The organism is Arthrobacter sp. M2012083 (genome assembly GCF_000281065.1).
Taxonomy (GTDB): Bacteria; Actinomycetota; Actinomycetes; order Actinomycetales; family Micrococcaceae; genus Arthrobacter.
In genome coordinates, this window is the sequence record NZ_AKKK01000062.1 from 106,880 (window position 1) to 119,682 (window position 12,803).

13 protein-coding genes are annotated in these 12,803 nt (G+C 62.5%); 8 read left to right on the forward strand and 5 right to left on the reverse strand.

What is annotated here, in order from left to right:
- Nucleotides 1-23: 23 nt before the first annotated feature.
- Together A477_RS0120050 and A477_RS23560 are read right to left on the reverse strand one after the other, a co-directional pair.
- Nucleotides 24-959 (reverse strand): putative endonuclease domain-containing protein, encoded by a 936-nt coding sequence (locus tag A477_RS0120050; protein ID WP_017200641.1) that lies wholly within the window; start codon nt 957-959, stop codon nt 24-26.
- Between the two features lie 264 nt (nt 960-1,223).
- Nucleotides 1,224-1,400 carry a hypothetical protein gene (locus tag A477_RS23560; RefSeq protein ID WP_014922716.1) on the reverse strand — a complete coding sequence of 59 codons (177 nt, stop codon included), beginning with the start codon at nt 1,398-1,400 and terminating at the stop codon, nt 1,224-1,226.
- 370 nt (nt 1,401-1,770) lie between these two features.
- Here A477_RS23560 and pucL point away from each other — a divergent pair, with 370 nt between their 5' ends.
- The 3 genes from pucL (at nt 1,771) to A477_RS0120070 (ending at nt 4,978) form a co-directional block, all read left to right on the forward strand.
- Nucleotides 1,771-2,685 carry a factor-independent urate hydroxylase gene (pucL, locus tag A477_RS0120060; protein WP_017200642.1) on the forward strand — a complete coding sequence of 305 codons (915 nt, stop codon included), beginning with the start codon at nt 1,771-1,773 and terminating at the stop codon, nt 2,683-2,685.
- Between the two features lie 176 nt (nt 2,686-2,861).
- Complete coding sequence (locus A477_RS0120065; RefSeq protein ID WP_017200643.1) at nt 2,862-4,367, forward strand: nucleobase:cation symporter-2 family protein; 1,506 nt, start codon at nt 2,862-2,864, stop codon at nt 4,365-4,367.
- Nucleotides 4,368-4,510: 143 nt separating this feature from the next.
- Nucleotides 4,511-4,978 (forward strand): DUF2867 domain-containing protein, encoded by a 468-nt coding sequence (locus A477_RS0120070; RefSeq protein ID WP_017200644.1) that lies wholly within the window; start codon nt 4,511-4,513, stop codon nt 4,976-4,978.
- Between the two features lie 60 nt (nt 4,979-5,038).
- Here the strand turns inward: A477_RS0120070 and A477_RS0120075 are convergent, their stop codons facing one another.
- A complete protein-coding gene (locus A477_RS0120075) occupies nt 5,039-5,794 on the reverse strand; it encodes an IclR family transcriptional regulator (RefSeq protein ID WP_011776026.1) in 756 nt (251 codons plus the stop codon).
- Between the two features lie 221 nt (nt 5,795-6,015).
- On the opposite strand from A477_RS0120075, the gene A477_RS0120080 reads away from it, so the two are divergent.
- Genes A477_RS0120080 through A477_RS0120095 form a run of 4 tightly spaced genes read left to right on the forward strand, consistent with a single transcriptional unit; the run spans nt 6,016 to nt 11,122 of the window.
- On the forward strand, nt 6,016-7,416 hold the full coding sequence (locus A477_RS0120080) for an NAD-dependent malic enzyme (RefSeq protein ID WP_017200645.1): 1,401 nt from the start codon (nt 6,016-6,018) through the stop codon (nt 7,414-7,416).
- Nucleotides 7,417-7,432: 16 nt separating this feature from the next.
- Nucleotides 7,433-9,031, forward strand: coding sequence for a malate synthase A (aceB, locus tag A477_RS0120085; RefSeq protein WP_017200646.1), 1,599 nt, complete (start codon nt 7,433-7,435; stop codon nt 9,029-9,031).
- A gap of 1 nt (nt 9,032) precedes the next feature.
- A complete protein-coding gene (locus A477_RS0120090; RefSeq protein ID WP_020372858.1) occupies nt 9,033-10,295 on the forward strand; it encodes a DUF6986 family protein in 1,263 nt (420 codons plus the stop codon).
- Nucleotides 10,296-10,309: 14 nt separating this feature from the next.
- Entirely contained in the window at nt 10,310-11,122 is an 813-nt protein-coding gene (locus A477_RS0120095) for a bifunctional allantoicase/(S)-ureidoglycine aminohydrolase (RefSeq protein ID WP_017200648.1), read from the forward strand.
- 120 nt (nt 11,123-11,242) lie between these two features.
- Here A477_RS0120095 and A477_RS0120100 read toward each other — a convergent pair whose 3' ends face one another.
- Together A477_RS0120100 and A477_RS0120105 are read right to left on the reverse strand one after the other, a co-directional pair.
- Nucleotides 11,243-11,542, reverse strand: a complete 300-nt coding sequence (locus A477_RS0120100; protein ID WP_017200649.1) for a hypothetical protein — start codon at nt 11,540-11,542, stop codon at nt 11,243-11,245.
- Nucleotides 11,543-11,577: 35 nt separating this feature from the next.
- Nucleotides 11,578-11,892, reverse strand: coding sequence for an MmcQ/YjbR family DNA-binding protein (locus A477_RS0120105; protein ID WP_026005797.1), 315 nt, complete (start codon nt 11,890-11,892; stop codon nt 11,578-11,580).
- Nucleotides 11,893-12,028: 136 nt separating this feature from the next.
- Here A477_RS0120105 and A477_RS0120110 point away from each other — a divergent pair, with 136 nt between their 5' ends.
- The gene (locus A477_RS0120110) at nt 12,029-12,616 is read left to right on the forward strand and encodes a DinB family protein (protein WP_026005798.1); all 588 of its coding nucleotides are present in this window, start codon (nt 12,029-12,031) and stop codon (nt 12,614-12,616) included.
- Nucleotides 12,617-12,803: the final 187 nt, after the last annotated feature.

The following is a 12,803-nucleotide window of genomic DNA, read 5'->3' on the forward strand; positions in this document are numbered from 1 at the left end:
TCGTCTAATGCGCAGGGAGCCGTCTATCCGGCCGCATGGAGAGCACGAAGAACACGATTCTTGAACTCGTGCTCCTGGAACAGATCCCGCCATTTGATCCGAATGAAGGTCCAGCCGAGCTCAGTCAGGGCCTTTTCGCGTTGCCTCTCCTTAAAGATCACCTCATCCGTTGGCTCGTAATCGAAGTATTTGGTGCGCCCGTCGAACTCCATGGCCACTTTCTTGCTGCGCCATGCGAAGTCGAGGCGATGACTGCCTTCAACCGTGCGGACTTCCACTTGAAGTTCGGGTTGTTCAATCCGGAGACGCAGGAGTAGCTCGCGGGTCAGGGTTTCCCCGGGAGACTCGGAACGAGGGTCCGCATTTTGGCGGACTCGGCGCAGCGTCAGCACGCCGCCTCTTCCAGCCAGCGCAACGCACATTTTCTCCATCCGGGCGAAATCCGCACCAATGCGGAGTGCATGATCCATCAAGATCAAGGCTTGCCTGGAGTTCAAGGCCAGGCAGCAATCCACGACGGTAACCTCCAGGGATGTGCACTGCAGCCCGTCCACGAGAACCACGTCGGCCTCGTTGAGCCCTCTGGAATGGGCGACTACATCGCGTCCATGCGAGATAGGCGACGGCGTCTTCTTCTGCGTTATGTGCACGCGGTCGTCAACGTCCCACAGAAACAATCGATGGAGACGTGCCGCGGAAGTGTGGCTATAGACCAAGCCGCCGCCCGACGTCGTAAGTGTCCCATGTGCGTGTGCAGCGATCAGCTGTCGGCTTCTCATCCAAGGTTTTTGCCCCGCCCAGATGCTTCCACGGATGTAGCAACCTCGGCGGAGCCTTACCAGCACTCCCCTCCGCACAAGGGCCGCTATGGCGCGGGCATTGAATCCTGCCTCGTTTAGTTCGCTCGTTCGCCATAGATCCATGCCCGGCGGGAGCTCCCTGAGGTGTGCCTTGGTCATGAACCAAGCTTGGCCAGACCCCGCAAGCCTGGGCCAGGCGGGCTTGGTCCTATGTGGAAAAGTCCGCTTAGACGGCTTGCTGCGGGTCAGACGACTCCTCCCGTCTAACCCGCAGCCGGACGTCTAAATGGGCAGACGGGCAGGCGTAGGGCAGGTCGGGCAGGCGTAGGGCAGCACACGGAAAAGCGGGCGATACCTCCCCAGGTATCACCCGCCTCGTTGGCTCTGTTGCGCAGAGTCCGCGCCCCGCTGATGCAGGAGATCTCAGGGGCGCTGCCGGCCGAACACAGGGAGCGCGCGCAGCCAACGGGAGAACCCGCCGGCCTTGCGGTCACAGTCGGCCGGAATGTAGAAGTCGGGATCTGTCGCACCGAAGGGCAGGTACAGCTCCTGACCCGGCGCCGGGAATTCCACGACGTTGTTCGTATCCTTCGAGTCCATCTGTTCCTCCTCTTTCTCATGCCAGCAGTTTCCGCTCTTCGGAAAACTTTTATTGTTATGTGGAAAGTGTAGGCAGCGATGAAAGCAGGCGTCAAGACCCCTTGGGAGGCGAAGTGAGTTGCTCCGGTCACATTTGGATGGTTCATAACGATCCTTCGAAACCCGTATACACAAGACGAATTAGTGCGCTACTCTCGAATCAGTTCGTGGCGTAGGTCACGTAACCTGAGAGCAGCAGGCAGGGTCGTAATGAGCTGGCATCCATGGATGCTGGCTCTTTTTTGTTGGGTCGGCTCCACCAGAAACGCAGTGGAAACACGCGCTTAATTTCATTGATGGAACCTAGGTTCCACCTCACAGAAGTTGGGATATGACCATGAGCAACAACATCGTCCTCGGCGAAAACCAGTACGGCAAGGCAGAAGTCCGCGTCGTCAAGGTCACCCGGGATACCGACCGCCACCACATTGAAGACTTGAACGTCACCTCGCAGCTGCGCGGCGATTTCCAGGCGGCCCACCTCGAAGGCGACAACGGCCACGTCGTTGCCACCGACACCCAGAAGAACACGGTCTACGCCTTTGCCCGTGAAGGCGTAGGCTCACCTGAGTCCTTCCTGCTTCGCCTCGCTAACCACTTCACCGGCGGATTCGACTGGGTTACCGGTGGCCGCTGGGAAGCCGAAGCGTACAGCTGGGATCGCATCCAGGCCCACGGAGAGGGACACGACCACAGCTTTGTCCGCAACGGGCAAGAGGTGCGTACCGCCGTCGTCGTCCGTGATGGCGCAACCACCCACGTGATTTCCGGCCTCAAGGACCTGACCGTCCTGAAGACCACGCAGTCCGGTTTTGTCGGCTACCCGCGCGACAAGTACACCACCCTGCCGGAAACCACCGACCGCATCCTGGCCACCGATGTATCCGCCCGCTGGCGCTACAACACGAACTTGGACTTCGCCGGCACGGACTTCAACAAGAGCTACGAGGACATCAAAGCCCTCCTGCTCGAAGGCTTTACCGAAAACTACTCCCACGCCCTGCAGCAGACGCTGTTCGACATGGGCAAGAAGGTCCTGGAAGCACACAGCGAAGTGGACGAGATCAAGTTCTCCATGCCCAACAAGCACCACTTCCTGGTTGACCTGAGCCCGTTCGGCCTGGACAACCCCAACGAGGTCTTCTTCGCCGCGGACCGCCCGTATGGCCTTATCGAAGCAACTGTCCAGCGCGAGAACATCGAAGCTGCACCCGTTGCCTGGAGCGGCATCGCCGGCTTCTGCTAAGCCCGCACCAAACCAGCACTAAAAACGCACCTCCCAAGGGTTTGCGTGCAGGCCCCACAACGGCACCCCGCAAGGCCGGGCCTGCACGCAAACCCAACCCCAAACAACCCAAGATTTTGTTAGCCAGACACAGTTAGCCAGACGAAGACGTCTGCCATGAACCCAGGAAGTCTGCCATGAACATCAAGAAGAAATCCCGCCCTGCGAATACCGCTTCGCAGGCGCACAAGCCGGAACGTCCCGAGGACAAGCGGCTCTCCATCGGAAGCACCTTCGCTTACGGCTTCCAGCACGTCCTCACCATGTATGGGGGAATCATTGCCCCGCCGCTGATCATCGGCGCGGCTGCCGGCATGTCCTCGCAGGACATCGGCCTCCTCATCGCCGCTTGTTTGTTCGTTGGCGGCCTGGCCACCATCCTGCAGACCGTCGGCATTCCGTTCTTCGGCTCGCAGTTGCCGCTGGTACAGGGTGTTTCCTTCGCCGGTGTTTCCACCATGGTGGCGATCGTCCAAGGTGGTGGCGGGATCCAGGCGGTGTTCGGCTCGGTCATTGTGGCCTCGCTGATTGGCTTGGCGATCACTCCCCTGTTCTCCAAGATCATCAAGTTCTTCCCACCGGTGGTTACCGGAACCGTGATCACCACTATCGGCCTCACACTGATGCCGGTGGCAGCAAACTGGGCCATGGGCGGCAACGCCAAGGCCGATAACTACGGCAGCATGGCCAACATCGGGCTCGCAGCAGCAACCATGGGCGTGGTCCTGCTCCTCAGCAAGGTGGGCAATGCCGCCATCTCCCGGCTCTCCATTCTGCTGGCCATGGTCATCGGCACCATCATCGCTTTCGTGGCAGGCATGGCAGACTTCTCCAAGGTTGGGCAGGGCGACATCGTCGCATTCCCCACGCCGTTTGCTTTCGGAGCTCCCACCTTTGAAATCGCCGCTATCATTTCCATGCTTATCGTCATCCTGGTGACCCTGACCGAAACTTCGGCAGACATCATCGCAGTGGGCGAGATCGTGGACACCAAGGTGGACTCCCGCCGCATCGGCGACGGCCTCCGCGCCGACATGCTCTCCAGCGCCATCTCCCCGCTGTTCAACTCCTTCACGCAGAGCGCCTTCGCCCAGAACGTCGGCCTCGTTGCCATCACGGGTATCAAGAGCCGCTTTGTGGTCAGCGCCGGCGGCCTCATCCTGGTGATCCTGGGCCTCCTGCCGATCCTGGGCCGCGTTGTCGCAGCGGTTCCAACCCCAGTCCTGGGCGGCGCCGGCGTCGTACTGTTCGGTACCGTTGCAGCCAGCGGTATCCGTACCCTGGCCAAGGTTGAGTACAAGAACAACATGAACCTGATCATCGTGGCGGCGTCCATCGGCTTCGGCATGATCCCCATCGCCGCGCCTTCCTTCTACGACGCCTTCCCGTCCTGGTTCTCCACGATCTTCCACTCCGGCATCAGCTCGGCAGCCGTCATGGCCATCCTGCTGAACATCCTCTTCAACCACCTCAAGGCCGGCAACTCGGACAACCAGTCAGTGTTCGTCGCGGGCACCGACCGGATCGTCAGCGAAGAGGACATCAAGTGCCTCAGCGAAGGCGACCGCTTCGAGAACGGCAAGCTCATCGACGCGGACGGCAAGGAAGTCCCGCTCAAGACGTCCAGCGCGTCGGAGCACTAACTCCAACCCGCCCAGATGACAGCAGGCGGCAGTGTTTCCTTGGGGGACACTGCCGCCTTTTGTCGGCTTACGTGGAATGTACGACGGCGGCATTCACTCGCGTGGGGAGGTCACCTGCACGCTTCGCACCGTAGGATCAGGCCATGACTGAACAGGCTCCCTGCTTCCGCTCCCTTGCCTTTCGCGAAATTCCGAAGCCGGACTACGCCGATGTTTGCCTGGCCCCGCTCCCGGACGGAGCCGGGACGGACCCCGGAGAGTGGGCGGGGCGGCTGTTCTCCTTGGAGTCCATGCCGCGTTGGGTTGCCGCCGCAATGGGTATGCGTCAGGCATTGGTGCCCTTGATCGGCATTCCCAAGGCCCCGCAGGACACGTTCAAGGTGACGGACCAGGCGGGCGAAGAAGCCCTGATCTACGTCCGGGACAGGCACTTGAACTTCGCGGCCGCCATCGGGGTGGATCCGGTGAGCCGACTCATCAGGGTGACTACCGCCGTCGAGCTTAAAGGGTGGCGGGGCAAGCTGTACTTCGGCGTGGTCCGGCCGGTTCACCCAATGGTGGTGAACTCCATGCTGAGGAAAGCCACCCGCTCAACACCCGCGCCGAGATGACAGATAATGCCCATGTTTTTGGAAAACATGGGCATTATCTGGCAACTCGGCGAAAGAAAATCAGTTCTGGTTCAGCTCCGCGGAGATCGCCATGGCAGCCTCGCGAAGCATGGGCACGGCGCGGTCGGCGAAGCTCTGGTCAACGCGGGTGATGGGGCCGGAGACGGAGATCGCCGTGGGCGTGGGCGCATTGGGCACGGCCATGGCGAAGCAGCGCACGCCGAGCTCCTGCTCTTCCTCGTCAATGGAGTAGCCGCGTTCGCGGATGAGCTTGAGGTCCGCGAGCAAGGAGTCGATGTCACCGATGCTCTTGGCCGTGGGAGTGGGCATGCCGGTGCGGGCCACGATGCCACGGACAACCTCGTCGTCCAACTGGGCGAGGATGGCTTTGCCCACGCCGGTGTCGTGCGTGTGGGCGCGGCGGCCGACCTCGGTGAACATGCGCATGGAGTGCATGGACGGGACCTGGGCCACGTAAATGACCATGTCCGAATCCAACACCGCCATGTTGGAGGTCTCGCCGAGGCGTTCCACCAGCGTCTTCAGCTGCGGACGGGCCACGGCGCCGAGTTGCTTGCTTGCACCTTCGCCGAGCCGGATGAGCCGGGGGCCCAGCGCGTAGCGGCGGTTGGGCAGCTGACGGATGTAGCCGAGGGACACCAGCGTGCGGAGCAGGCGGTGGATGGTGGGCAGGGGCAGGTCAGTGGACGACGAAAGTTCGCTCAGGGTGACGTCGCCGCCCGCGTCCGTGATCAGTTCCAGCAGTTCAAAGACGCGCTCAACGGACTGCACGCCTCCGGAGGCTTTTTCAGCCATTCCCTTGTCTCCAATGACTCAGATTCCGACAACTCTTATCCGCATCGTGAAAAGAATTGCTTAGAACACCCAACATACAGCACAGCGCCCACCTGCGCGACGACACCGAACATGACCAAGCAGGGGGTTGTGTTTCCACTTTGTAGATAATAATATCCATAATACGAAAACATTCAGTTTGGAACGGCGGCCCGGGAACGGGCCTTACAGGAGGAATTTCAATGGCGAATCCGAGCCCCGGAAACTCGATCACCCTGCGCGTCGCCGCACCGTCGAGCTTCACAGCTACCAGCGAACTGGCAGCAGCCGTCGGCGCAGCCGGTGCAGCGATCACCGCGCTGGATGTCACGGAATCCCACCACGAGACGATCGTTGTTGACGTCACCTGCAACACCACCGACGACGACCACGCAGCCCGCGTGAAGGACGCCCTGAATGCCCTCGACGGCGTCACCGTCCAGCACGTCTCCGACCGCACCTTCCTCATGCACCTCGGTGGCAAGCTCGAAGTCGTCCCCAAGGTCGCCCTGCGCAACCGCGACGATCTGTCCCGTGCCTACACTCCCGGCGTCGCCCGCGTTTGCATGGCCATTGCAGAAGACCCGGCCGCAGCCCGCAACCTGACGGTCAAGCGCAACACCATCGCAGTCCTCACCGACGGCTCCGCCGTGCTGGGCCTTGGCAACATCGGCCCCGCCGCTGCCCTGCCCGTCATGGAAGGCAAGGCTGCGCTGTTCAAGCAGTTCGCCAACGTTGACGCCTGGCCGGTCTGCCTGGACACCCAGGACACCGAAGAAATCATCATGATCGCCAAAGCCATGGCTCCGGTCTACGGCGGCATCAACCTCGAAGACATCGCTGCACCGCGTTGCTTTGAGATCGAGAACCGCCTCCGCGAAGAACTGGACATCCCGGTGTTCCACGATGACCAGCACGGCACCGCGATCGTCACGCTCGCAGCCTTGGTCAACGCGCTCCGCGTCGTGGACAAGAAGCTCTCCGAGGTCAAGATCGTAGTTTCGGGCGTCGGCGCTGCCGGCTCGGCCATCATCCAGCTCCTCAAGGCCCAGGGCGCACAGCACATCATCGCCGCCGGCCGCTCCGGCGCCATCCACTCCGGCGAGGAATACAACGACGAGCACCGCAGCTGGATCGCCGCGAACACCAACCAAGAAGGCTTCTCCGGAACCCTGCACGACGCCCTCAAGGGAGCGGACGTCTTCATCGGCGTCAGCGCCCCGCACGTGATCGGCGAAGAGCAGGTGGCATCAATGGCCGAGGACTCGATCGTGTTCGCCATGGCCAACCCCACGCCGGAAATCGATCCCGTGGTCGCGTCCAAGCACGCAGCCGTGGTTGCTACCGGCCGCAGCGACTTCCCGAACCAGATCAACAACGTGCTGGCCTTCCCCGGCTTCTTCCGGGGCCTGCTGGACGCCGGAGCATCGGACATTACGCCGAACATGCTGGTGGCCGCCGCCGAGGCAATTGCCAACCGGGTAGCTGACGATGAGCTCAACGCGAGTTACATTATCCCCAGCGTCTTCGATCCCCATGTTGCCGCCGATGTAGCGACCGCCGTAGCCAATGCTGCGCACGCCAACGCCGCCAGCGCACTCTAGAAAAGGACACCGCCACATGGCTATCACAGTCACTGATCCCCGGCCGATCGATCGCGCCGAGGAAATCCTCACCCCCAAGGCACTGGCTTTCATCGAGGAACTGCACAAGCGTTTCGCCGGCACCCGCAACGAGCTCCTGGAGGCGCGGAAGGTCAAGCGCCGGAAGGTTGCTGACACCAGCCGCCTGGACTTCCTGCCGGAGACCCGGGAAATCCGCGACGGCGACTGGAAAGTTGCCGAGGCACCCGCAGCTTTGCAGGACCGCCGCGTTGAGATGACCGGCCCTGCAACTCCCGCCAAAATGGCCATCAACGCCTTGAACTCCGGCGCCAAGGTGTGGCTCGCGGACCTCGAGGACGCCAGCACGCCCACATGGCCCAACGTCATCGACGCGATCCTCAACCTCCGCGATGCCGCCCAGGGCACCCTGAGCTACACCTCGCCCGAGGGCAAGGAATACCGCCTCCGCAGCGACGCTCCCTTGGCCGTTGTTGTTGCCCGTCCCCGCGGCTGGCACATGGAAGAGAACCACCTGCTGATCGACGGCGAACCCGCCGTGGGTGCGCTGGTGGACTTCGGCCTGCACTTCTTCCACATCGCCAAGCAGCTGCTCCTCAACGGTCAGGGCCCGTACTACTACCTGCCCAAGATGGAGAGCCACCTTGAGGCCCGCCTCTGGAACGATGTTTTCGTGTTCGCCCAGGACTTCCTCGGCATCCCGCAGGGCAGCGTCCGGGCCACGGTCCTCATCGAAACCATCCCGGCAGCGTTCGAGATGGACGAGATCCTCTACGAACTCCGCGACCACGCCTCGGGCCTGAACGCCGGCCGCTGGGACTACCTCTTCAGCATCATCAAGTACTTCCGTGATGCCGGCGAAGAGTTCGTCCTCCCGGACCGCGCCACCGTTGCCATGACCGCTCCCTTCATGCGCGCCTACACCGAACTCCTGGTCAAAACCTGCCACAAGCGCGGCGCCTTCGCCATGGGTGGCATGGCCGCCGTCATCCCCAACCGGAAGCAGCCGGACGTCACCGCCGCAGCCTTCGACAAGGTCCGTGCCGACAAGACCCGCGAGGCAAACGATGGCTTCGACGGCTCCTGGGTTGCGCACCCGGACCTGGTATCCACCTGCCGCGAAGTCTTCGACTCCGTCCTCGGCGACCGCCCCAACCAGCTCGACAAGCAGCGTCCCGAGGTGAGCGTCACGGCTGAGCAGCTCATCGACGTCGCGTCCGCCGGCGGCACCGTCACGGAAGCCGGCCTGCGGTTGAACCTGTACGTCGCCGTCGCCTACACCGGAGTCTGGATTTCCGGCAGCGGCGCTGTGGCCATCCACAACCTCATGGAAGACGCCGCGACTGCGGAGATCTCCCGCTCGCAGGTGTGGCAGCAGATCCGGAACAAGTCCGTCCTCGCAGACACTGGCAACACCGTGACCCGCGAACTCGTCACCCGCATCCTCGGCGAAGAAACCGAGCGCCTGCGCATCGAGTTCGGTGACGAGAACTTCAAGGCGTACTACGAGCCCGCGTCCAAGCTGATCGAGGACATCTGTCTGTCCGACGATTACACGGACTTCCTCACCACGCCGGCGTATGAGCTGGTGGGCTGAAATGGGCTCATTCTCTTCCTCTGACCTGGCCCACATCGAGTCGCAGCTCGCCGCGACGGACCAGTTGCTTGACCGCAACTACCCCGGCGACGACGGCTCACGCCAGCCCATCCACACCGTCTACATCCCGGCCGACCGCTTCACGCCTTCCCTTGCTGCAGAGTGGGGCGCCCAGGCACTGGCGACGGCGGAAGCTCACGGCGGCCTCGAAAAACTGGGGCAGCTTCTGGGCCAGGAGCCCCACCTGGCTGCCGCTGTTGCGGAACGTGTGGCTGCGAAGCTTTCTGCTGAGCCGATCGAAGACCTCCGTTTGGACTTCGAAGACGGCTACGGCGACCGCGGCGACGAGGCGGAAGACGCCGACGCCGTTGCTGCCGCCACGGCTGTTGCCGCTGCAGTTTCGGCCGGAACAGCTCCGCCGTTCATCGGCATCCGCTTCAAGTGCTTCGAAGCCCCCACCCGGGCCCGCGGCCTGAAGACACTGGACCTGTTCGTGTCCACGTTGGCTGCTGCCGGTGAACTCCCTGCCGGGCTGATCCTCACCCTGCCCAAGGTCACCACGGTGGCCCAGGTGCAGGCGATGGACTTCGCCGTGTCCCGCCTCGAGGAAGTCCACGGACTTCCCGCTGGCAGGCTTCGGTTTGAGGTCCAGGTGGAAACACCCCAGCTCATCATCGGTGCTGACGGAACTTCGCCTGTGGCACAGCTCCCCCACGTCGTCCCGGGCCGCATCAGTGCCCTGCACTACGGGACCTACGATTACAGCGCCTCATTGGGAATCTCCGCGGAGTACCAGTCCATGGAGCACTTCGTTGCCGACTTCGCCAAGGAAGTCATGCAGCTCGCTGTAGCCGGCACCGGCATCCGCCTCTCCGACGGTTCCACGAACATCATCCCCGTGGGCGATGCCGTGGAAGACGCTTGGAAACTGCACGGCCGGCTGGTCCGTCGTTCCTTGGAGAACGGCTACTACCAGGGGTGGGACCTCCACGCCGCGCAGCTGCCCAGCCGCTTCTCGGCGTCGTACGCCTTCTATCGCGAGGGTTTGCCCGCCGCTGCACTCCGCCTCCGCAACTATGTGGAACGCACCGAAGGCGGCGTCATGGATGAGCCCGCCACGGCCCGAGCCTTGGCTGGCTTCGTCCTCCGTGGCGTCCAATGCGGCGCAGTGGGGACCGACGAGGTCAAGGCGCTTGCCGGCGTCGAACTTTCACAGCTGACCGCACTGGCGCACCCGCGGCTCGCGCAACCGACTTCCCACTGATAGGAGCATTTCGCATGGGCAAGTACTACTACCCGCAGGGCGGCCTGCCGCCGCAGACCCACCTCACCACGGAACGGGCAATCGTCACCGAGGCTTACACGGTGATCCCCAAGGGCGTCATGACGGACATCGTCACCAGCAACCTGCCGGGGTTCTCCAACACTCGTTCGTGGATCATCGCGCGACCGATCTCCGGCTTCGCCACCACGTTCTCCCAGCTGATCGTGGAGATCGCTCCGGGCGGCGGGGCACCCAAGGCCGAGTTTGAGTCCGGTGTTGAAGGCGTCATCTTCGTCACCAAGGGCCAGGTCAACCTGACCTTGGACGGCGAACTGCACCATCTCGAAGAGGGCGGCTACGCCTACCTTGCTGCCGGCGCGGAATGGGGCCTGGAGAACGTCTCGGACGACATCGTCTCCTTCCACTGGATCCGCAAGGCTTACGAACGCCTTGAAGGATTCGAAGCCAAGTCCTTCGTCACCAACGAGAAGGACGTGGAGCCCACCTCCATGCCGGACACCAACGACGTCTGGAAGACCACGCGCTTCACGGATTCCAGCGACCTGGCCCACGATATGCAGGTCAACATCGTCACCTTCCAGCCTGGCGGCGTGATCCCCTTCCCGGAGACCCACGTTATGGAGCACGGCCTGTACGTCCTGGAAGGCAAGGCCATGTACTTGCTCAACAATGACTGGGTTGAGGTGGAAGCCGGCGACTTCATGTGGCTGCGCGCGTTCTGCCCGCAGGCTTGCTACGCCGGTGGTCCGGGCGAGTTCCGTTACCTGCTGTACAAGGACATGAACCGTCAGGTGAAGCTCACCTAGTTCGTTCCTTGCGCCGAGATCGCCGGAATGCTGCCAGTTCACTGGGAGTCTTCCGGCGATTTCGCGTTTCTCCGGCGGTTTCGGCGTGGGTCCGGCGGTTTCGGCGCGGGTCCGGTGGACTCAGCGGCTTCGGCGGCCTATGGCGAGCCCTGCCCAGAACGCGAGGACAAGCAGGCCAATAACTGTCACAACCAGCCCGAGCTGTGTGCCTTGGCTGACCATGGCTCCACCGTTCCCGACGAAGACAGTGTCACTCAACGGTGCGTAGGCGAACCAGCCGAAGCTGGTGCTTTGGTTGGTCCACGCCACGATCAGCCCCACGATCACAGCGATCAGCCCCAGCAAAGGCACGACGACGGCTGCCGGTTTGCGGGCAGGCTGCGGTGTGCTCTGTTCCCCAAGTTTGTTGTTTTCCCCCATGCGGCCGAGTCTAGCCTGCGCGCCCACCCACCCAACTAGACGGGTTTGCCCGGGCCGCCGGCGATTCGGTACGACTCCCGGAGCAGTTCATCGAGCTCGTCCACGTCGATGTTGTCCAGCCGGATGAGCATCAGCTTCGGGGATTGTTCGTGATGCGGTGTCCAGAAGAAGGTGTCGGGTTTCATGGCTGCGAGTGCTTCGCGTTCTTCGGTTTTCACCGTGCCCACGCCTTCTTCCCACATGCGCGCCATGAGGGACTTGGCGAACCACGCGGGCTGCCCCCAACTGGGGCGCTCAGTGACTCCGGGCATGCTCAGGCAGATGCGTCTTACGTCGTCCTCCGTGGCCATGGTTCACTGTCGCATCCGCCCGGGGCAGCGACAAGCGAAATCGCGGGAATGCTGCGACAACGCTGGAGCTCATCGGACTGGTTGGCACGTTTCCCGCGAACCCGGCGCCCCGGACCTCTTCGGTAGAGTCCTGACCATGGATGAAAAAGCGACGCTGCTCACATATTTGCGCCTCCGTAGGACCGATCTGCTCGGGAAACTGGATGGGCTGAGCGAATACGATGCCCGCCGGCCCATGACACCCACGGGAACGAACCTGCTGGGCTTGGTCAAGCATGTGGCCAGTGTGGAATTGGGGTATTTCGGTGAGACTTTCGGCCGGCCCAGCGGCAGGGAGCTCCAGTGGTTAGCCGACGATGCAGCACCGGATTCGGACATGTGGGTTCCGGCAACGGAGAGCCGCGAAGAAATCCTGGAGCTTCACCACTTTTCCGCCAAACACAGCGACGAGACCATCGAGTCCCTCCCTTTGGACGCTCCCGGCGTTGTGCCGTGGTGGTCGGATGAGAAGAAGAACGTCACTCTCCACCAGATCCTGGTCCACATGTGCGTGGAAACGTCCAGGCATGCGGGGCACGCGGACATTATTCGCGAACTCATTGACGGCAACATTGGGCAGAGACCGGGCGATCCGAACATCCCGGGCCGATCCACGGAAGAGTGGGCAGCCCACCGTGCCCGTATTGAGCAGGCGGCGCTGCAGGCAGACGAAAGCAGCGCCTAAACCTTCATAGGTGGCCTGGTGAGGCGCTGGCATACTAACGGGCTCACAGGCCACTATTGCCCGGATTGTCTTGAGCGAGGTTTGGCGGTTGAGGGCGGCCGCCTTCAGACCTCTTTGGCTTCGACGATGCCCGAAAATCAACCTCTTTCGGGTGTATTCGTTCTAAAGAGGCTTCATAAAGCAGCAG